The following is a 20,377-nucleotide window of genomic DNA, read 5'->3' on the forward strand; positions in this document are numbered from 1 at the left end:
GAACACCATCTCTTAATGTTTTTTCCAGGTGCGCGGAGAAAAGAGAATGAGCACCGGCCAAATTTCGAGGCGCCCGGCAATCATGCCGACACTTAAAAGGAATTTCGTAACAGAATGAAATCCGGCATAATTTCCGGTTGGACCGACCAGACTGCCGAGGCCGGGCCCCACATTATTAAAGGTGGCAAATACCGTGGATATGGCCGTCTCAATGGTATCTGTAAACGGATCCAGACACACAATAAGAATCAACACCATGATACAAAGCAAGTAGATAGCAAGATAGCCGTAAAGTTTACGAAGAGAAGCGCCATCCATCGCATCACCATCAAAGTGAAGCGGTACAACACGGCGCGGATGGCGCGTCTGCTTTAAGGTGCGAAATGCGGACTTCACGGTAATGGCTACACGGGAAACCTTAAAGCCTCCTGCCGTGGACCCGCCGCAGCCACCGACTGCCATGGCGATGAGCAAAATAAAGCGTGAAAAAAGCGGCCAACGCGCAAAATCGGCAGTACAAAAGCCGGTGGTGGATAGCACCGACGAAAGAGAAAAGAAGGAATCTCGTATCGTGGTGGAAGGCGAAGTTTCTCCAAAACCCAGCTGACAAAGCGTTAATGCGGCAAAAAGCACACCGAAAATTCCTAAAAACCAGCGGAATTCTTCATTCTGAAACATTTTTTTTGCACGTCCGATCAGCACAAAGTAGTAGAGATTGATATTCGCCGTAAAAACCAGCATGCCGATACCAAGGACCCACTCAATATAGGGCGAGTGATATGCACCAATGGAGGCAGCTTTCACGCTGAAACCGCCGGTACCTGCCGTACCGAAGGCGTGACAGAGCGCGTCAAAAAGAGGCATTTTGCCAAGCAGTAAAAAGACGACAAGGAGCGCTGTGAGGGAGAGGTAAATCCCATATAGGATGCGCGCTGTATCCGATAGCTTTGCCACCAGCTTGCCAAAGGCCGGACCGGGCATTTCCGCTTTAGCGATCTGTACCGAGCTGGATGAGGCGTGGGGCGTTAAAGCAAGAACAAAAACGAGTACGCCCATACCACCGATCAGATGGGTAAAGGAACGCCAAAAGAGAACGGAATGGCTCAGCAGCTCAACGTTATGCGAAACGGATGCACCGGTTGTGGTTAAACCGGAGGCAATTTCAAAAAAGGCATCTACTACGGAAGGATACTGCCCGGTTAAATAGAGTGGCAAACCGCCGATCAGTGACATGGAAAGCCAAAGAAAAGCGCACATGACCAAACCTTCCCGAGCGTAAAAATCCGAATTGGAAGGCTCTTTTCTTCCCAACAGCAAAAAAAGAACGGCTGAGAGACCAATCGCGGCAAGCCATGCCCCTTGATTCAAAAGGGGCTCCTGATAAATAAGCGACACGCCGAGAGGCAATAATAAGAGCAGAGAGAAGACGCCGTAGACTCTTCCCATAATAAAGCGCGTGATGGAATGGTTCATCCTTCACCTCGCAAAAATCCGTTTAATTCATTGGCCATGCCGTGATTCGAGACCAAAAGCACATGATCTCCTACCTGAATGGAATCATGACCGGAAGGAATGATGATTTGATGCTCGCGTACGATGAGGGCGATGAGCACGCCCTCTCGAAATTTTACCTGCGAGAGAGGAACATTAATTGCGTGAAACGTGGGGCGAGCAAAGCATTGCATGATTTCCACCTTACTGCTGCGAACCCGGTAGAGCGCCTCAATGTTGGAGCTTTGTGAAGCATTGTCAATCGAGCGCACATAACGGATGATGGCCGTAGCACCCAAGTTTACGGGTGTGATCATGGACTGCACACCTACGCTGAAAGCAATCGGCAAAAGTGCCAGACGATTGACTTTGGTAATGGTGCGCGGGACGCCTTCCGAAGCGGCAAACATGGAGAGGATGATATTTTCCTCGTCGATTCCGGTCATGGCGACCACACAATCATATTCCTGGATATTCTCCTCTTTGAGGAGGGTCTGGTCCGTTCCGTCGCCGAAGATGATTTCAAAATTGGGAAACTCCTCAGCCAGATCATTTGCGATGAATTCGTTGGATTCAATCAACTTGATGTGTTTGGAAGTTTTGCGATGCATGTCGAGTACATAACGGGCGATACGCCCGCCGCCGACGATCAGCACCGATTTGATGCGGGAAAGTCCACCGAATTCCGCATAAAGGTTACGCAAATCCTTGTGCTCGCCGAGCACGTAGAAATGTTGTCCGGCCTGAAAGGTGGTTTCGCCGCTGGGAATAACAGAGCGTTCATTTTCCTGGATAATAGCCGTAATAAGTCCCGGGAAGCGCTTGCGAAAAGCAATCATGTTCATGCCGATCATGGGACTGTCTTCTTTCACCAGCAATTCGACCATCGTCACCTGGCCGTGCGCAAAAGATTCTACGCTTAATGCCGTAGGAAATTGCAACGTGCGAAAAATCTCTCGCGCCGCCTCGCGCTCCGGATTGACCATTAGCGAAATGCCCAGATTTTTGGAAGTAAAATCCAGATGTTCGGCGTATTCCGGCGTACGGATGCGTGCAACGGTATATTTCGCACCGATACGGTTGGCAATCACACAGGAAATGATATTCATTTCGTCCTGCTCGGTGACGGCAATAAAAATATCGCATTGACCGACGTCGGCGCGCGATTGTATCTCATAGAAAGAGCCATTGCCTAAGACGCCGGTGATGTCGTAGGATTCGAGAAGCAGTTGTAGCCGATCCGCATTTTTTTCAATCAATGTGATATTGTGGCCTTCCGCGGACAGACTTCGGCAAAGCTCTTCGCCCATCTTTCCTGCTCCAACGATAACAATGTCCATTCTGTCTCCCTATCTTTCTATAACAAAATGTATGCCGCGTTTTTTCAAAAACGCAAATACAAGAGAATGTTTTTTCGGTCAAAAGAGTTTATCACGTAAATTTTTCCAATACCAGTTGGTACGGAAAATCACCCGGCGAATGGTATCTTCGGGAACAAAAAAAGTGAAGCGTTTTACGCCGTGAAAGTGGTGAGATATGCCGTCTCCAACCAGTTGAATGCGTTCTTGATCCGGTCGATCGATTGTGACAACGGTTTTGGATGGCGCCGGAAGAACCAAGGAAGTGGGCAGGGAATCAAAGCTTTTGGATCGAACGGGATGCAGCGTAGTGATCTGATAGCCCTTGAGCGTCTGATGCAAAATGGAACCGCCTGCGGAAAGGGTATAGGCGGTGGAGCCTGCCGGCGTGGAAAACATCAATCCATCTCCGGAAGTGTTGATAAAATCCACACTGTCGATGTTGACTCCCAGATGCACAATATGCTCATCGCTACTCTTGACCAAAAACTCATTGACGGCAAGCAGAGTATAGGTCCAGGCCGTCGTCTCGACGGTGACGCCCAGAAGGGCTTGCGAATGAATCTCATATTTTTTATTCAAAAGCAGCGTGAGATGCTCTTCCAGATCGGTGGTGTTGACTTCTTGAAAAAAGCCCAAATGCCCGGTATTGATGCCTAAAAATGGAATGGAAGAAAAGCTGGTCGAGTGAACGGCACGAAGAAACGTGCCGTCTCCGCCGATGACCACATTATATTTTGCTTGTTCATCGTAGAGGCGGGAAATCGTATAGTCATGGTCTTGAAAAAAACGTTGCACACGTTCATGCACCACATCCGATTCCATGCCCGGCTTTCGAAAAAGATTGATCGTTTCCATCTGGCATCCCTTTCCTGCATACTGCAGTAATGGTATCACATTTCGGACTCTCTTGTACTACGGGAAAAGGTATGCTACACTCAAATTGTCCTTGGATACGCCTGAAAATTAAACCTACGCATCTTATAAGGAACGGCGGAGTCCTACAACCGAAGGCAAGCCCCCTTTGAGGGGACGTCAGAAGCGCAAGGCAGCTGTTCCACCTTCACATACAGAAGGTATTAAACGAGTAAGGCCCAAGGATTCGTCTATTCCTCCCGCCTGATCGGCGGGAGTTTTTTTGGTTGCGAATGGGGTATAACGTGAAACAGATCGCAGGAAGTAGCGTTTGTTGAGCGATAGAACGACGAACGATGGCAACGCTGTAGCGCCCATCTAACCGAAGCGAAAGAACAGAAAAGGAGTTGTTATGGGGATTATTGATTATATCGAAGCGAAAAATAGGGAACGCGTCATTCGCGCACGTCGTGAAGATAGCAAAAAAGTGGGCTTGGGTCTTATCATAGGGGCCGCTATTGGCGCTGGCATCGGCATTTTGACTGCTCCGAAGTCTGGGGAAGAAACACGTCAGGATATCGCGAAAAAGGCGAGAGAGGCCGGTGACGTGGTTCGTGATAAAGCGGATGAATATGTCAATCTTGCACGCGATTTCGGCAACGACGTTGGTGAAAAGCTGAGCCAGATTCGTCCCGCCATTCAAGAAAAATTAGAGGATCTGGGGCAACAATACGAAGAATCCGTTCATGGCTTAAAAACCGAAATTTCCAAGGCCAAGGAAGAAGCCTCCGATAAAGCCGAAGCGATCAAGGAAGGCGCCAAAAACGCTGCAGAAGATGCCGGAAAGGGCGCGAAAAAAGCGGCCGAGGACGTGAAGGAAGCGGCAAAGGACGTCAAAAAAGATGTAAAAGAAGCGGCCAAAGACGTCAAAGAAGACGTTAAAGAAGCAGCAAAAAAAGCAGATAAATAACGGCGAACAGGCAGGAGGTTTACGATGAACAACTTGACCTTAACCGTATCGTTACAGGACGTATTGTTGTTTGCCCTGTTCATACTTCTTATCGTTGCGGTTGTTGTACTCATTCGGGTGTTAAACAATTTGAAGACGATGACGTCTGCTTTTCAGGAGCTCATCGATAAGAATAGTGAGGAGCTGGATGCAACCATTAAATCGTTGCCGGTTCTTACCGAACGACTGGACCACACGCTGGACAAGGTGAATACGATACTGGACGATTCCTCTGAATCCATTGTTGATTCCCTTGCGCAAGCAAAAACCACGTTAGAGAATGCCAATCGTTTAAGCAGTGATGTGGCGGATACGGTGCAGTATGTAGCGACGGCGGCTGTGGACACAGCGGATCTTATTTCGACCAATGTCAACCGTGGAAGCTCCACGCTAAATTATGTGAAAGAAGTGTTGCGCATTGTGCGCGATGTCCTGCATAAATAGCACATCGGACAGTGTTACATTAACACAGGAGTCTGAAAAGAAGCCCCGATCGGGGGGCTTCTTTTTTTGTGAAAAGGTTAATTTTTTCGGCTCGATCCTTCAAGATGTGTTATGTGAAAACATGGGGAAAACGGATTGTACAGCAAGATCCAAGCAGCAAACAAAGAAATTCTTTCACATGGAATCGTTTTTATGGTATTCTGAACACAGGTAGCGATACAGGGAATAGAGGTGAACTTATGGCACAACCGACAATTAAGGATGTAGCAAAATTAGCCGGGGTATCGATCTCCACCGTTTCGCGCGTGATGAACAAGTCTAAGCCGGTCAGCCCGGAAGCGCAACGTAAGGTCATCGATGCCATCAACAAGCTTGGTTTCAAACCCAATGAACTGGCGCGCAGTCTCGTAATGAAGAAATCCAATTCGATCGGCATCCTCGTTAAGGATATCGGTATTCATTACATGGCGGAGATGATTCGCGGCGCAGAAGAAATCGGACGTATGTATAATTACGATATTCTTCTCTCCAGCACGTATGGGGAACGGGAATTGGAACAACGAGCGATTGACTTTCTCTATCGCAAGCAAGTGGAAGGCATCATCATTCTTTCGGAAAGTATCGAACCGGAAACGATGGTGAAAATTAAGGAATATCGCCTGCCGTATGTTCTTCTTGACCGCTTCTATAAGTCGGCGGATTTACACACGGTCACCATTCATCAACGCGAAGCGATGAAGGAATTGACGAACTATGTTCTTTCCTTAGGCAATCGTTCCGTACGGTACTTGCGTAGCAGCTTGAATTTTGATTTTTCCAAAGAGCGTTGCGGTGGTTATGACGATGCCATGCGCGAAAAAGGCCTTACTCCCGTCAAAATCGATGCGGATGGAGACAACATTGAGGCCGGCTATCATGCCGCTGAAGAATTGCTTCAAGGAAGTGAAAAGGATTCTTTTGATGCTTTGATTTGTGAGAACGATGAGCTGGCGATCGGCGTTATGACGTATTGCTATGATCACGGGATTATCATTCCTGATGCCTTTCAGATTGCCGGGTTCGGCGGCTCTCCCGATGTGCAGATTTTTCGCCCGCGCTTGACGACAATGGAAGAACCCTATTATGACATCGGTGCAGTGGCGATGCGGGCCTTAACAAAAACGCTACAGGGAAAGACAACTCTTGACGAAACCTTATATTTACCAACGCAAATTCTTATTGGGGAGTCGACAGAGCAAAAAAAGTAGGGTATAACAGACACGAGCCCTTATTATCCTGAAGGAGGTTTACATGGCAGAGAAAACGGTAACGGTGGTCAATGAGACAGGCTTACATGCACGGCCGGCAGCAGCGTTGGTACAATTCGTAAAAAACATCCCGGGGGATGTGGAATTGGTCAAGAATGGCAAGGTTGCTAACGCAAAAAGCATCTTCAACGTGATGAGCCTGGGTATTTCCAAAGGCATGGATATCACCGTTCGCGTAAACGGAGAGGATGCCGAGGCACATGTAGATCGGATTGTAGAGTTCATCTCGCAACTGACCGACTGACGATGACAGGGAGCACCTTACGATGCTCCCTTTCTTTTTTTGCCTGAAAAAAGAAGAAAGGGAAGAAAGGCGTTTGTAAGGACGCCCTTATCGTAGTGGATATCGTGAAAAACGGCGTGCAAAGACATTGCGATGCGGTAAGGAGGCGAAGATGACAAAACGAATACCGGGCATCATCGCTTCATACGGCATGGCGATCGGGGTAGCAAAACGCTGGATCCCTGAAGAAATTCCCATTCGTACGGATTGGATCAGCGAGGATGAGGTGGATGAGGAATTTCAGGCGGTGAAAAACGCCTTTTCCGCGTACCGCATAAAATTGAAACAGGAGGACGCACCGTCCCCTCTGCTTTCCTCTTTACGCGAGGCGCATATTGCCTTGTTGGATGATCCGTACCTGCTGGAAACGGTGCAGCAATGCATTTTGCAAAAGCACATGCCCGCGGATCGGGCGTTGGCCTCCACGATACGCATGATGGCCGCACAACTGGAAGCCTTGGAAGATCCCTATTTACGCGAGCGAGGGAGTGACTATCGCGATATGGGACGAGGCTTACTCTATCAGCTGAAGGGGCTTCCCATTCCTCGGCTGGATCAACTTTCCGAGCCCTGTATTCTCATCACAGAAGAGCTGGCACCATCCGATGCTTTGCACTTGGATAAAAAAAACGTACTGGGGTTTACGAGCGATCGCGGGGGCGCCACATCGCACACATCGATGATTGCACAGACCATGGGAATACCGGCTCTGGTCGGTTTACCTGCGTTTTCTTCCATGGTGGAGGATGGTGATCTTCTGATTCTTGATGCGGAAAATGGCGAAGTGATACTGGATCCGGATGAAGAGACCCTGGCGCTGGTACAGGCCAAGATGGATGCGGGAAAACGAAGAAACCTGCAATGGGCAACGTCGCCACAGGAACAAGCGTTAACCGAGGATGGCCATCGTGTGGAGGTGTTGGTCAATATCGGCGGACTGGAGGATTTATCCGTAGGGCTTTTTGCAGGAGCGGAAGGCGTCGGACTGTTTCGTACGGAATTGCTGTATATGGAACAGGATCACTTTCCGACGGAAGAAGAACAGCTTCGCGTCTATCAGCGGGCAGCGACATTGCTCGGCGATCGAGAACTGATGATTCGCACATTGGACATCGGTGGAGATAAGCGATTACCCTATTATGCCTTTCCTCGGGAAGCGAACCCTTTCCTCGGTTGGAGAGCGCTTCGCTTCTGCTTCGATCGGGAAGATATTTTCCGCGCACAGCTTCGTGCGATTTTGCGCGCATCAGCGTATGGAAACGTCAAAATTATGCTTCCCATGGTCATCAGCCCATCCGAAGTGTTGCATGTCAAAAAGCTACTGGAAGAAGAAAAGGAAAGTCTCAGCGAAAAGCATCTTTCCTTTGATCCCCATCTTCCGATAGGCATTACGGTGGAAACACCGGCTGCCATACTATTAGCGGAGGATTTGGCCTCTTGTTGTGATTTTTTCAGCATCGGGACCAATGATCTCACGCAATATCTGTTAGCCACCGATCGGGGCAACAATCATGTGGCAAAATTGCATTCCCCCTTTCATCCGTCCGTTGTTCGAAGCATACAACGAGCGGTCCAGGCGGCCCATGCGCATGGAATTCCTTGCGGACTATGCGGAAGCTTTGCGGGAAATTTACGTGCGACGCCGTTGCTGCTGGGATTGGGAGTGGATGCACTTTCTGCGCCGGCCTCGATTCTTCCCCAGTTGAAAGAACGTGTTAGAGGAATTACACTAAAAGAGGCGCAACAGCTGGCGCATGCTGTCTGCGGCATGCATTCCACAGAGGAAATTTTTCGCGCGGTTTGCGCGTTTTCACCAAAAAAGACGGAAGGAGGAAGAGAATGAAAGAAAGCGGAAAAAAGATGCTCCTCATTTTTTGGGGCTGCTTTATTCTGGCTTTAGCCATGAATTTCTTCTTCATCCCTAACCATATCGCCGCCGGCGGCATCAGCGGGCTGGCCATTGTCATCAATTACGTTTTTCCTTTTCTCGGCATCGGAACCCTTATATTGATTGGAAACGTCCTTCTGTTTGTTATGGCCTTTATGATTCTGGGAAAGCAGTTTGGGCTTATGACGTTGGTCGGTTCGATTTCCTACTCGGTATGGATTATTTTTTTCGAGCATGTGGCCCCGGTGACCCGACCGATTGTTGCCGATCAGTTGCTAGTCATTTTAATTGGATCCGCCATTAGCGGAATCGGACTGAGCTTTGTCTTTACGCAAAATGCCTCTACGGGAGGAACGGATATTCTCGGAGCGATTTTGAATAATATTACGCATATCGGCATGGCAAAGAGCTTGCTCATGGTTGACGCCATCGTGGTTCTTTTGGGCGGCATTTTTATCTCGCTCGAAAATGCTCTTTATGCCATCGTTGCGATTTATCTGCAGGCGATGATGTTGGAAAACATGATCGCCGGCTTCGGACGTCGTATGGTGATGAATATTACGACCTCCAGGGTGAATGAAGTGAATCAATACATTATCGAGAAGATGCATCGCGGTACGACGATTTACCACACACAGGGCGGCTTTTCGCATCGTCCGCATTGTGCGATTGTTTCCGTCGTACACAATAATGAGTATATTCGCATTAAAGATTTCGTAGAAAAAACGGATCCCGGCGCCTTTGTTTTCGTCTATTCCGCAAATGAAGTCTTAGGAGAAGGCTTTACTTATGCCCCGGGACAGCGATCCCCCAATCGTTTTATGACGCCCGAGGAAGAGGCGGTGATGCCGAACGATAAGCGGTCGTATGAAAACAATGAAAAAGAGAATGAGGCTAATTATGCAGCTGGGCACAACACAAACGCTTAAAATTCAGTCGATAACCCCGCCGGGAGCCATTCTGCAGGGAAATATCCTTTTGCCGAAACGCTTTGTTCCCGAGGGGGCGAAGGTGGGAGAAAATATAGAAGTTTTTCTTTTGCGCGATTCGGAGGATCGACCCATCGCCACCACACGTCGACCAAAAGTTCAGGTGGGAGAATTGGCTCTGCTTACCGTAAAAGACGTTTCCCGTCAGGGAGCCTTTCTCGATTGGGGATTGGACAAGGATCTCTTTCTGCCTTTTCAGGAACAGATGCATCATGTCAAGCCGGGGGAAGCCGTTCTCATCTATTGTTATCTTGATAAATCCGAGCGTCTTTGTTCGACCATGCGCGTCAAGAATCGTTTCGCCTTTCCGGAAGAACTGCATGAAAATGATTGGGTGGAAGGCGTGGTCTATGCGAATAATCCCGACATCGGCGCCTTCGTTCTTGTAGAACAGAAATATAACGGCCTGATTCCTGCAGACGGTACGCGGGGGGCTTTGCGCATAGGTCAAAGCGTGCGTGCCCGGGTAGAACGAATTAAAGCCGATGGAAAAATCGATCTCAGCTTACAGTCGCGCACACATGAGCAGATGGATACCGATGCCATCACGATTTTGCGTATGGTGCAGGCAAATAACGGCTTTTTGCGCGTTAACGATCATAGTGATCCCGAAACCATACGCATGCTCTTTGGCATGAGTAAGGCACAGTTTAAACGCTGCATAGGCCGATTGCTGAAGCAAAAACGAATCGTATTCTGTAAAGATGGAATTGCTCTTCCAGAACAAAAATAAACGCGAGAAAAGCAACGGTGAGGAAAGGGAAAAGGGAGGAAAAGCATGGACGATAGCATATTAGCTCGTGTCGATGACAGAGCGATAACCCGGCAAGAGGTGGAGGATCTGCGCCGCCTATTAGGAGAGCAGGCCGAACATTTTCAGGGGGAAGAAGGCGACGCTCGTCTGCTGGAGGAAATTATTCACCAGGAGCTACTCTATCGCGATGCTGTTGATAAGCATATTGATGAAGAGGAAGCCTTTAAGAAGCAACTGGAAGAACAGATGACGCTAGTCAAAAAACAGCTGCTGCAACAATACGCACTGCAAAAATTACTCTCCGCTGTACAGGTTCTGCCACAGGAAGTGGAGGACTACTATCGGGCCAATGAAGAGCATTTCAGTGAAGAAGAGAAAAAAGATCCGGACAAACAGAAATCACAGATTTATATGCAGCTTCTGTTGCTTCGGCAACAGGCTACGTATGTGAACTATACCGCTTCGTTGGAAAAGACCTACCGCGTCACGCGCACAAAAGCGGCGCAGAAAAAGGAGGAAGAACATGAGTGAACAAACGATATTTCAAAGCCATCCGATTTTTGATTATTTCTATCGCATGAACCAGATTCCGCGTTGCTCCGGTCAGGAACAGGCCATCAGCGATGCGCTGGTTCAATGGGGAAGCGAGAAAGGTTGGAAAACACAGCAGGATAAGGCGGGAAATGTCCTCTTGACCAAGCCCGCATCTCCCGGATATGAATCCGCTCCACGCATCATTATGCAGGGCCACATGGATATGGTATGCGTCAAAGGCAAAGGAGTGGAACATAACTTTACCTGTGATCCCATTGCGATGGAAGAACGCGACGGCTGGCTACATGGTGTCGGAACGACTTTAGGTGCGGATGACGGCATTGGCGTGGCGATGGGATTAGCGATCCTCGACGAACAAATGGATTTGCCGCAGATTTCTCTCTTAGTGACCACGGACGAAGAGGAAGGCATGAATGGCGTTCTTTCCCTTTCTCCTTCTTGGCTGGATGCGGAAATGCTCATCAACATCGACTCGGAAGAAGAAGGCTATGTCACCGGCGGTTGTGCGGGCGGTGCTACGGGCGAATTTACCATGCCGCTATCCCGCGAAGCCGTTTCGGGTCAGAGCGGCTTGCATATCACGATCACCGGCATGAATGGCGGCCATTCGGGCCAAAACATTTTGGCGGAACCCAATAACGCCTGCAAGGTCATGTCGCAGTTTCTGCATGCCATTTTGCAGGAACATGCGCTTCGCATTGCGCGTTTCTACAGCGGTGAGAAGCATAACGCGATTCCGAATGAAGCGCAGGCTTGGATCAGCTTTGCTTCCGAAGAAAAAGAGGCCATTTTGCAATGCATCCAAAAGACTTGGACAGCCATGCAGGAACGCCTGCTCAAGCAGGAGCCGGATATCGCGATGCATACCGAAGACTACTCGGTGGAGGGGAATGTGTTGACCACAGAATCCACCAACCATTTACTGAATCTCATTGATATTCTTCCGCACGGTGTGTACCGCATGCGGGAAGATGGCAAGAACGTGTTAGCTTCCGATAATCTTGCCATTGTGGATACGAAAGAGGCGCATGCCGATGTGATGGTTTCCGTTCGTTCCAGCTCGGAGGCAGTGCTTTCTGAATTGCAGGAAAAAATTAACCGTGCCGTGCAAACCTTCCACGGCCAGGGACGGTACACGGATGTGTATCCCGCTTGGGAATTGGCGGAACATTCTCCGCTGCGTGATCTCTTCTTAGCTACCTATCGGGAGGAAACCGGGGAAGAGGCGGAATTATTGGACATTCATGCCGGCTTGGAATGCGGTTTATTTGCGGAATACAATCCGAAATTGGACATGATTTCGATCGGACCGGATATTGAGGGAGCGCATACAACAAGCGAACGCTTGAATATTGCTTCGACGCTACGCACGTATGACATCCTGAAAAAACTGATCGCGCGCATCGCCACGATGCGGTGAAACGTGTATAATAAAAGAGGCAGAGCATTTCCCACAGTAACCATAAGGAGGATCCGCCATGACGGAGGATAAAACCAAAGATTTAGAAGTGGAAGAACAGAATGACGAAGAATGGGATATGGATGAAGAAGACCATATCGTTCTAACGCTTGATGATGATACGGAATTGGAATGCGTTGTTTTAGACATCTTCCCGTTCCAAGATAAAGAATATATCGCCCTTTTTCCGGTGTCCGAGGAAGATGAGGACGAAGAAGACGAAGGCATCCTTCTCTACGAATATGCCGAAAGCGAAGACGGCGAAGAGATTGAGCTGTCGCAGATTGAATCCGAAGAGGACTATAACGCCGTGGCGGAAGAATTTGATCGTCTGTTAGCGGAAGACGACGAATGCGACGGGGAAGGCGACTGTGATTGCGGTCATGATCATTCACAGGCTGAGAAGTGAGAGGGGGAAGCGGTGATTCAGTTAGTATTGGGACCGAGCGGAAGTGGTAAAACGACGCGCATGATTGATCAGGCGAATGAGGAGCACAAATCGCATAGCGGTCATCTGGTTTTTGTGGACAATGACGATTCGCAAATGTTCCGTTTGGACCATTCGGTTCGTTTGATCAATATGAAACAGTATCACATTCATACGATGGATCGCCTCTATGGTCTGTTAGCAGGCATGCTGGCCAGAGACTTTGATATTGAGCGCGTGTTCATCGACGGCTTACATGCTCCCTTATTGCAGGCCGGAGATTTTAAAGAGAACCTGGAAGCGCTGATCACCCTGTCATCCGAAAATAAGGCAGATATCATCATCGGATTGGATCTCAAGCCGGAGGATATTCCTAAGGTAGACGGCGTCGAAATTGTTGATCTTTCGGAAGCCTGAGAGACCGAAGCGCATTCCTTAAGGAATGCGCTTTTTCTTTTTGCAGAAAGGACTGCTGATGCGTGAAATCACGGTGGGAGTCAATGATGCCGATCAGCGCTTGGATCGTTTTCTGATGAAGGCGTTTCCCCGCGCGACGACGTCATTTTTACAAAAAAAGATTCGTCAAAAAAAAATTAAAGTCAACGGACAACGCGCGGAAGCCCATACGTTTTTGCACGAGAACGATACCGTTCAGATTTATCTCTATGAGGAGGTTCTTCTTCCTCTGGAAAAAAGCAAGACGTTTACTGCGTCTTCGATTCGACTTTCTTACGCCTATGAGGGCCCCCTGTTCAGTGTCATCGATAAGCCCGCAGGCATGCTCTCCCATCCGGCACATCCGCGTGATTATGGAAAAACAGCGGTGGATGGGTTTGTCACCGACTGCATCGCTTCCGGCGCCTATATTCCTCGACTGGAAAACAGCTTTGTTCCGGCATTAGTCAATCGTTTGGATATGCAGACCGCGGGTTTATTGCTCGCTGCAAAGACGCATGCAGCCATGTTGCTTTTACAGCAGGGTTTACAAGACGGCAACATTGAAAAGCACTACTTAGCGTACGTGGAGGGCAAAATCGAGAGAGAAGAGACCATTACGCTTCCTTTGCGCACGGAAAACGGGAAAAGCATCGTTGACGCCGACGGAAAGGTCTGTGTCACGCACGTCAAGCCGCTGGTATCTCGTGACGATTTTTCTTTGCTTGCCATACGCCTCGAGACCGGCCGAACGCATCAAATTCGCGCGCATTTGGCGGCAACCGGTCATCCTTTGATTGGTGATCGCCCTTATGGGGCTCAGTATCGCACAGAATTATTTCCACATCATCTTTTGCTCTCGTCGCGTCTGCTGTTTCATAATGGCAAAGCGCTTGCACTGTCCACACCGTTCAACGTATACTCGAAGCGTACAGAAGAATTTAAGGCGTTGATGGAAACCATTGCGCCGTAGCGATAAAGCTTATAAGGGAGAAAGAAATGGGCATTAAGATTCTTTTGGTGGAAGACGAAGCCCCAATTAGAATGTTTACCAAAATTAATTTGGAAAACGAAGGCTTTCAGATTGTGGAAGCGGAGAGCGGTGAAGAAGGCGTCGCGCTGGCTCGAACAGAGCAACCGGACATCGTAGTTCTTGACCTGATGCTTCCCGGCATCAGTGGCTACGACGTCTGTACCATTTTGCGCACGGAAATGCCACACATCGGTATCATTATGTTGACCGCGAAATCACAGGAAATTGACCGCATTCTCGGCCTCGAAAAGGGAACGGATGATTATATGGTCAAACCGTTTAATCCTCATGAACTGGTTTTGCGCGTGCGATCGCTCATACGCCGGCTCAAGCTGGAAGAACATCCGATTAATTCCCAGGAAACTTCTCGCACCCTTACCGACGGACCGTTTACCTTGGATCTTTATGCGCGAACCTTTTCTAAAAAGGGGAAACCGATCGATCTGACGCCGACAGAACTGTCTATCATCAAAATGTTTATGACACATCCCGGAAAGGCTCTCAGCCGAGAAGAAATTTTGCATCAAGCCTGGGGAGAGGATTACCAAGGAGAGAGTAAAATCGTCGATGTCAATGTTCGTCGCATTCGGGCTAAGATTGAGGATAATGCGGCAAAACCGGCATATTTGGAAACGGTATGGGGGGTTGGATACCGGTGGAAAAAGAGCGAATAACGAATTTTACGGACATGATCGGCGTACGCATCATGGGGGTGTTTATAACCGTCATTTTGTTGGTTGCCGTCGTTTTTGAAGTGTTTTATATTCAGTCGCTCTACAGCTACTACTACGACAACGTCAGCGGTGTTTTGGAATCCCAGGCGCGATATAGTGCGGAGCTGTTTTTGAGCTATGTTTCCGATGACGATTTGCATACGATTGTGCTGGAAAACAAAAATCAGTTCTATCGAGCCAATACGATGCAGGTGCAAATTCTCAATAATGACGGAACGGTGCTCTTTGATAATCGCGGGACAGCTCTTCCGGGAACCAAGGTGAATGCGGAGGACGTGCTGGAAGCCCAAAAAAATGCCACCGGCATTATGGTGGGAAGGGTTTCTTATTCGGATGAGCCCGTCATGTCCCTTTCCTATCCGCTGCGCAACCAAACGGCACAGGTGGGCATGATTCGCCTGACCACCTCTCTATCCGGCATCAACGACCTGATTCTTTCCCGCATCTGGCCGTCGATTCTCTTTGCATTGCTGATGATCGCTTTGGTGGGCTTGCTTTCATTCATGATGTCTCGATCTATTGTAAGGCCCATACACAATCTGACGACGGTGGCGTTGAAGCTTTCGGACGGTCAGTACGAAGAGCGTGCGGATGAGACTCCTCGTGGAGAAATTGGCGAATTGGCGCGCACCATGAATCAGATGAGCGATAATATTCGCGAAAAAGAGGAGCTGAAAAATGAATTCATCTCCTCCGTTTCCCATGAGCTGCGCACGCCGCTCACGTCCATCAAAGGCTGGGCCATCACTTTACAGACAGAAGGCATTAAGCCCGAGATTATGGGGGAGGGGCTGAAGATTATCGAAAAAGAATCGGAACGTTTAGGCGCGATGGTGGAAGACCTTCTGGACTTTTCACGCTTTTCTTCTGGCCGTATTAAACTGAGCAAAAGTCGTTTCAATCTCACCGAAATATCCAATCACATTCTTCTACAGATGCACCCACGCATAGAGGAAAAACGAATTAACATGAACTATAGTTATTCGCAAAGCTGCATCGAAATTGTAGGCGATGAGGGCCGTATTAAACAGGTTCTGCTCAATCTTCTGGACAATGCGATTAAATTTACGGATGAAGAAGGCACCATTTACCTTACGATTGACACCGAACCACAGCAGGTTGTGCTCAGCGTAACCGACACCGGCATCGGTATTTCCGAAGAGGAAATCGCCTTCGTCACCGAGAAATTCTGGAAAGGAAAGACTTCGCGTTCGCATACCGGGTTGGGCCTTTCCATCTGCGAAGAAATCGTCAAGGCCCATGGCGGAGAATTGACCATTAAAAGCAAAGTGGGAACGGGAACGAGCGTTACCGTGCGTTTACCGTACGAAGAAGTTTCCGAGCAGAAGGAGGAGGAAGCATGAAACGTTTGCAAAAAATACTTCTTCTGTTCTTGCTGTTTGTTCTGGTCGGTTGCTCTTCTTCTAAGGAACGCGCCGTCAATGATCTGACATCGGTATTGCGTCCGCCGGAATTGCGCGCACTTCCGCTGGAGGGCATTTGGCAGGTCACGCGCCTTATTGAACGGGATAAAAATGAGAAGAATGAATCTACACATCAGATAGGTGATAAGCTATATATCGATCCGGAAGTCGTTTCCTTTGGAGATGCCATGACCGTTTCCCCGTCGTTTTCGTCCAAGTCTGTAAAATTACAGGATTATCTGAAGATGCGCTACATTCAGGAGGATTTCGGGGTTGATACGGAATCCAATGTCTTCATTGCGATGATTCGCGATGCGGATGTATTTTCCATGGATTTGATTTTATTGCCGGATCATCAATTGGCGTATATCAGCGGTTCGCACATCTACATAATGGAACAGAAAAACGGCGTGGTTCCTGCTCGAGAGAAGGAAGCGATACGCATGAAGGCGAAGGACAATGAGGTTTTGGAAAAAGATACGTCTTCATCCAGCTCCATCACTACGCTTATGAGCTTACGAATGAAAAAAAACAGCGATTCCGGCATTCCCTACTATGAATATGCCACCTATCTGGTGGCCGATGAACCCGAAACGGATCGTCCGTTGGTGTATAAAATGGATCATCTGTTCGTCTATAACACGGAAAATATTGCTTGGCTTTTGGACTATGAACCGTTGGAACCGGATATCACGAACGGAGTGATGAATGGAAGATTTCAATTTTATTCCACACGGGACACGGACGGTAATAACCGCCAAGTTTTGGTTGATCAGCTCGGAAGGGGCATCACCTACATTGACGGTAGCATCATCTCCTTTGATAAGCCGACGCAATACCCGGCGCAGAAAGACACGCCTAAAAAGTATGAAATACAGCGTTTAGATAAATTGGCTGAAGGTCGTCCGCTTAAGGTGAGCGAAATTGGCGGAGAAAAAGAAGCCAAGAGCATGAAGGAGCAGGTGAATGCACAGCTGCAATTTTTGGATCCGGCGGGCGAGGTGGATCCCAAGCGTTTCCCGATTGATGAAGACAATATCGGCATAGTGCGCCGCAACCTCAACTGGGGCTTCATCACCAGTATGAATTGGCGTGCCGGGGATAAGATTTTTCCTTCTCCGATCTCCATTGATCTTGTGCCGCTGGTAAAGATTTTTAATGCCCCGACGGAATCACTGTCTTGGACAAGAATTACCAACAAGGCGCCCTTGGCCACGACGGCTTCGTCCTCGCCGGCATCGGACAGGCTATGGATCAAGACGGAAGATGAGTTGCTCTATTTTCAATCCACATCCAACCATATCGAAGATCGCTCCTTGCTGTCGATACAGATCGGAAAAGACGCGGATCTCATCGGGATACGGTATTTTTACGATGAACAGGGAAAACAGGTGCAGGAACAATTCACAAAACAGGAGCTGACGCAGCCGCAGGTACTTTATACGGAGCCCAGCGCTATGCATCGTGTGAATTTGACAGAATAACGGGCAGCGGTACGCCGCATTTCGTGTTTCGTAAGAGCTCTTCCTTCTTCGGACGGGAGAGCTTTTTGATGGCTGCTTCGGCCCGCATGGCTTCGCGCTTCCCCTTGCACGGCCAATATCCCGCTAACGAAACGGGGAGGTGCGCACGGGTATATTTTGCGCCGATTCCTTGCGAATGCGCACGCAGCCGTCTTTCGACGTCATTGGTATAGCCGGTATACAGGCTGCCATCTCCACAGCGCAACATATAGACATAAAATTGCACCTCGCTCATGCTTCCTCTCCTTCTCGCAGGGCGCTCAGTACATCTTGGATGGAAAATCCACGCCGACACAGCGCTTGTACAGTGCGCTCAAATTCTTTTTCGTCGGTTAGATCGCGATGCGCGTATTTCTTTCGGACGATCTGACGCAAAACCACTTGTTCTGATGTCTCCGGCACGCTTTGTATAGCGTCCTGGATCAGGCCGTACTCGACCCCTTTTTCACGCAATGCAACAGAAATGTGACGAAGGCTCCATCCTTTGCGCTGCTTTGCCTGTGCATAGCGGCAGGCATACCTTGCATCGTCCAGCCAGCCGGTTTTGGCAAGCTTTTCGACAACCTGCTCCTGCACCGACACAGGAATTTTTTCTTGGCGTAAGCGTCGTTTCACTTCACTTGTCGTACGCGGTTGGTAGCTTGCAAAGCGCAGACCGATAGTAAATGCGCGAAAGCGCGCATCTTCCGCAAGAAGCATCTCTTCCTGTGCTGCTGTCGGCTCTGCGGGGGCATGAAGACAAAGCTTTTGGTAGACGTCATAGGAAATGAGAAGCTCCCGGCCGTCTTCCAGGGTGAATACAAAGCCGTTTTTTTGGTCGTCATAGAGGATGCGAACGATGATCATAATTTCTCCTTTTCCTGATTATAGCATGCGCACATATGAGGTTGGGACACCATGACGTTTCATTTGTGATAGACTGCACAAGGATGTGAAAAGGGAATGGCTTTTTATGAAAGCGATCAAAAGACGAGCTCATAAATTGTAGAAAGAAGAAAGGAAATACCATGGCAGAATTAAAATATGAAGTGGTGGAGCGCTTAGGCGTCCTTAGTGAAGATGCGAAAGGCTGGAAAAAGGAGTTAAATTTGGTTTCCTGGAATGAAAGGGAACCCAAATATGATTTGCGCAGCTGGAATGCGGATCATACCCGCATGAGCAAGGGCATCACGCTAACGCAAGAAGAAGTGGAAATATTGGCTTCGCTTTTGCAGGAAGAAGTGGCACATGACTAAGCCGGAAAGAGAAGTAGAGGTGAAGCTTATCGGCGTGGATACCGACAAGCTGAAAAAGGATTTGCTTTCCCGAGGAGCCGTATTTGATGTGGAAGAGCATCAGACCAATATCCACATCGACTCGTCCTCCCATCCTTTACCGCCTTCCTCTCATATGCGCATTCGCCTCATTGAAGTGGAGGGGAAAGATATGGTGCGGGAATGGACTTATAAAAGACGCCTGCAAAAGGAAGATTGCCGTATCAATGACGAATATACCGTTCGTATCGAGGATGAAAAAGCACTGGGCCTCTTGCTACTACAGCTGGGCTATGATGTGCAGATTCCTATGCACAAGGTGCGCCGCCGTTATCTTTTTGAAGACTATCGCGTGGAATTTGATGAGTGGGATAAAGAGAGCTTCCCGTTTCCCTATATTGAGGTAGAGGCGTCGACGCCGGAGAAACTGCAGACCTTTTATGAAACGTTCGGGATTCCACAGGAGAAGATCTCCACGCTCTCCATTTCGGAGATGAAAGAAGCATGGCAGAACGGAACGCTTTCCATGGATTTGCAGTGAGAAATCGTCGACGGACAGTTGCATAGGCGGAAGGAAAAGAAGAATGTGTTTTTTGACATGCCTTCTTCGCGCCGCTATAATAAACAAAGGCAGGTTTCCACCTGCTTTATTTTTATAAGGAAGTGAGCAAAGAGTATGACCGAACAAACCATCTTAACCCAGGAAGGCTATACCAAGCTGCAGGAAGAATTGGAGTATCTCAAATCTACCCGTCGGGCGGAAGTTTCCGAGCATCTTAAAGTAGCGCGCGGCTTTGGCGATTTATCCGAAAATGCGGAATATGATGCGGCAAAAGATGAACAGCGTCAGTTGGAAGAACGCATTGTCGTCATTGAGCAGCAACTGAAAAATGCCCAGGTGATTAAGGAAGACGATTCCACGGAACAGGACGTGGTGCATCTCGGCTCCACCGTAAAAGTGTTGGATACGGAATATAACGAGGAGATGACCTTTACGATTGTCGGCACGGTGGAAGCGAATCCGAAAAAGAATAAGATTTCCAATGAATCGCCCTTGGGCGCCATGCTGTTGGGCGCAAAAGTGGGCGAAGAGCTTGTCGTGGAAACACCGGGTGAGAAAATAAAATATCGCGTTATCGAAATTCTACGATAGAGG

At 48.7% G+C, this 20,377-nt stretch carries 23 protein-coding genes; 18 read left to right on the forward strand and 5 right to left on the reverse strand.

The window, feature by feature from the left end; translation table 11 throughout:
• Positions 1–12 precede the first annotated feature (12 nt).
• From FXY30_RS04560 to FXY30_RS04570, 3 genes are all read right to left on the reverse strand, one after another.
• Positions 13–1,473 (reverse strand): TrkH family potassium uptake protein, encoded by a 1,461-nt coding sequence (locus tag FXY30_RS04560; RefSeq protein ID WP_071705512.1) that lies wholly within the window; start codon positions 1,471–1,473, stop codon positions 13–15.
• Entirely contained in the window at positions 1,470–2,831 is a 1,362-nt protein-coding gene (gene trkA, locus FXY30_RS04565) for a Trk system potassium transporter TrkA (RefSeq protein ID WP_071705513.1), read from the reverse strand. Before trkA ends, FXY30_RS04560 begins: the two co-directional genes overlap by 4 nt.
• Before the next feature lie 78 nt (positions 2,832–2,909).
• On the reverse strand, positions 2,910–3,707 hold the full coding sequence (locus FXY30_RS04570; protein WP_071705514.1) for an NAD(+)/NADH kinase: 798 nt from the start codon (positions 3,705–3,707) through the stop codon (positions 2,910–2,912).
• Positions 3,708–4,116: 409 nt separating this feature from the next.
• Between FXY30_RS04570 and FXY30_RS04575 the strand changes: the two genes are divergently transcribed.
• The 15 genes from FXY30_RS04575 (at position 4,117) to FXY30_RS04645 (ending at position 17,929) form a co-directional block, all read left to right on the forward strand.
• On the forward strand, positions 4,117–4,674 hold the full coding sequence (locus tag FXY30_RS04575; protein WP_071705515.1) for a YtxH domain-containing protein: 558 nt from the start codon (positions 4,117–4,119) through the stop codon (positions 4,672–4,674).
• A 24-nt stretch (positions 4,675–4,698) separates the two neighbouring features.
• On the forward strand, positions 4,699–5,157 hold the full coding sequence (locus tag FXY30_RS04580; protein WP_071705516.1) for a hypothetical protein: 459 nt from the start codon (positions 4,699–4,701) through the stop codon (positions 5,155–5,157).
• A 239-nt stretch (positions 5,158–5,396) separates the two neighbouring features.
• Positions 5,397–6,404: a LacI family DNA-binding transcriptional regulator gene (locus tag FXY30_RS04585; protein WP_071705517.1), complete on the forward strand. Its 1,008-nt coding sequence runs from the start codon at positions 5,397–5,399 to the stop codon at positions 6,402–6,404.
• Between the two features lie 43 nt (positions 6,405–6,447).
• Complete coding sequence (locus FXY30_RS04590) at positions 6,448–6,708, forward strand: HPr family phosphocarrier protein (protein ID WP_071705518.1); 261 nt, start codon at positions 6,448–6,450, stop codon at positions 6,706–6,708.
• Positions 6,709–6,859: 151 nt separating this feature from the next.
• Positions 6,860–8,590, forward strand: coding sequence for a phosphoenolpyruvate--protein phosphotransferase (gene ptsP, locus FXY30_RS04595; protein WP_071705519.1), 1,731 nt, complete (start codon positions 6,860–6,862; stop codon positions 8,588–8,590).
• The gene (locus tag FXY30_RS04600; protein ID WP_071705520.1) at positions 8,587–9,564 is read left to right on the forward strand and encodes a YitT family protein; all 978 of its coding nucleotides are present in this window, start codon (positions 8,587–8,589) and stop codon (positions 9,562–9,564) included. Before ptsP ends, FXY30_RS04600 begins: the two co-directional genes overlap by 4 nt.
• Positions 9,536–10,357, forward strand: a complete 822-nt coding sequence (locus FXY30_RS04605) for a CvfB family protein (RefSeq protein WP_071705521.1) — start codon at positions 9,536–9,538, stop codon at positions 10,355–10,357. The genes FXY30_RS04600 and FXY30_RS04605 overlap by 29 nt, the downstream gene beginning before the upstream one ends.
• Before the next feature lie 45 nt (positions 10,358–10,402).
• Positions 10,403–10,909, forward strand: coding sequence for a hypothetical protein (locus FXY30_RS04610; RefSeq protein WP_071705522.1), 507 nt, complete (start codon positions 10,403–10,405; stop codon positions 10,907–10,909).
• The gene (gene pepD / locus FXY30_RS04615; protein WP_071705523.1) at positions 10,902–12,353 is read left to right on the forward strand and encodes a beta-Ala-His dipeptidase; all 1,452 of its coding nucleotides are present in this window, start codon (positions 10,902–10,904) and stop codon (positions 12,351–12,353) included. Before FXY30_RS04610 ends, pepD begins: the two co-directional genes overlap by 8 nt.
• Before the next feature lie 58 nt (positions 12,354–12,411).
• Entirely contained in the window at positions 12,412–12,801 is a 390-nt protein-coding gene (locus FXY30_RS04620; protein ID WP_071705524.1) for a DUF1292 domain-containing protein, read from the forward strand.
• A gap of 12 nt (positions 12,802–12,813) precedes the next feature.
• Positions 12,814–13,236 (forward strand): ATP-binding protein, encoded by a 423-nt coding sequence (locus FXY30_RS04625; RefSeq protein ID WP_071705525.1) that lies wholly within the window; start codon positions 12,814–12,816, stop codon positions 13,234–13,236.
• Positions 13,237–13,294: 58 nt separating this feature from the next.
• Positions 13,295–14,227, forward strand: coding sequence for an RluA family pseudouridine synthase (locus tag FXY30_RS04630; protein ID WP_071705526.1), 933 nt, complete (start codon positions 13,295–13,297; stop codon positions 14,225–14,227).
• 26 nt (positions 14,228–14,253) lie between these two features.
• A complete protein-coding gene (locus tag FXY30_RS04635) occupies positions 14,254–14,961 on the forward strand; it encodes a response regulator transcription factor (RefSeq protein ID WP_071705527.1) in 708 nt (235 codons plus the stop codon).
• On the forward strand, positions 14,925–16,385 hold the full coding sequence (locus tag FXY30_RS04640; protein WP_083428212.1) for a sensor histidine kinase: 1,461 nt from the start codon (positions 14,925–14,927) through the stop codon (positions 16,383–16,385). Before FXY30_RS04635 ends, FXY30_RS04640 begins: the two co-directional genes overlap by 37 nt.
• Positions 16,382–17,929, forward strand: coding sequence for a hypothetical protein (locus FXY30_RS04645; RefSeq protein ID WP_071705529.1), 1,548 nt, complete (start codon positions 16,382–16,384; stop codon positions 17,927–17,929). The genes FXY30_RS04640 and FXY30_RS04645 overlap by 4 nt, the downstream gene beginning before the upstream one ends.
• Here the strand turns inward: FXY30_RS04645 and FXY30_RS04650 are convergent.
• On the reverse strand, positions 17,901–18,203 hold the full coding sequence (locus tag FXY30_RS04650; protein WP_071705530.1) for a GIY-YIG nuclease family protein: 303 nt from the start codon (positions 18,201–18,203) through the stop codon (positions 17,901–17,903). The two genes, FXY30_RS04645 and FXY30_RS04650, sit on opposite strands and share 29 nt — an antisense overlap.
• Positions 18,200–18,814, reverse strand: a complete 615-nt coding sequence (locus tag FXY30_RS04655; RefSeq protein ID WP_071705531.1) for a regulatory protein RecX — start codon at positions 18,812–18,814, stop codon at positions 18,200–18,202. Before FXY30_RS04655 ends, FXY30_RS04650 begins: the two co-directional genes overlap by 4 nt.
• A gap of 161 nt (positions 18,815–18,975) precedes the next feature.
• Here FXY30_RS04655 and FXY30_RS04660 point away from each other — a divergent pair, with 161 nt between their 5' ends.
• The 3 genes from FXY30_RS04660 to greA all read left to right on the forward strand — a co-directional run bounded on the left by FXY30_RS04660 (position 18,976) and on the right by greA (position 20,374).
• Positions 18,976–19,203, forward strand: a complete 228-nt coding sequence (locus FXY30_RS04660; RefSeq protein ID WP_071705532.1) for a YdbC family protein — start codon at positions 18,976–18,978, stop codon at positions 19,201–19,203.
• Positions 19,196–19,762 carry a class IV adenylate cyclase gene (locus FXY30_RS04665; RefSeq protein ID WP_071705533.1) on the forward strand — a complete coding sequence of 189 codons (567 nt, stop codon included), beginning with the start codon at positions 19,196–19,198 and terminating at the stop codon, positions 19,760–19,762. Before FXY30_RS04660 ends, FXY30_RS04665 begins: the two co-directional genes overlap by 8 nt.
• A gap of 135 nt (positions 19,763–19,897) precedes the next feature.
• Positions 19,898–20,374: a transcription elongation factor GreA gene (gene greA / locus FXY30_RS04670; protein WP_071705534.1), complete on the forward strand. Its 477-nt coding sequence runs from the start codon at positions 19,898–19,900 to the stop codon at positions 20,372–20,374.
• Positions 20,375–20,377 lie beyond the last annotated feature (3 nt).

The organism is Murdochiella vaginalis (assembly GCF_902381775.1).
GTDB classification, from domain to species: Bacteria; Bacillota; Clostridia; order Tissierellales; family Peptoniphilaceae; genus Murdochiella; species Murdochiella vaginalis.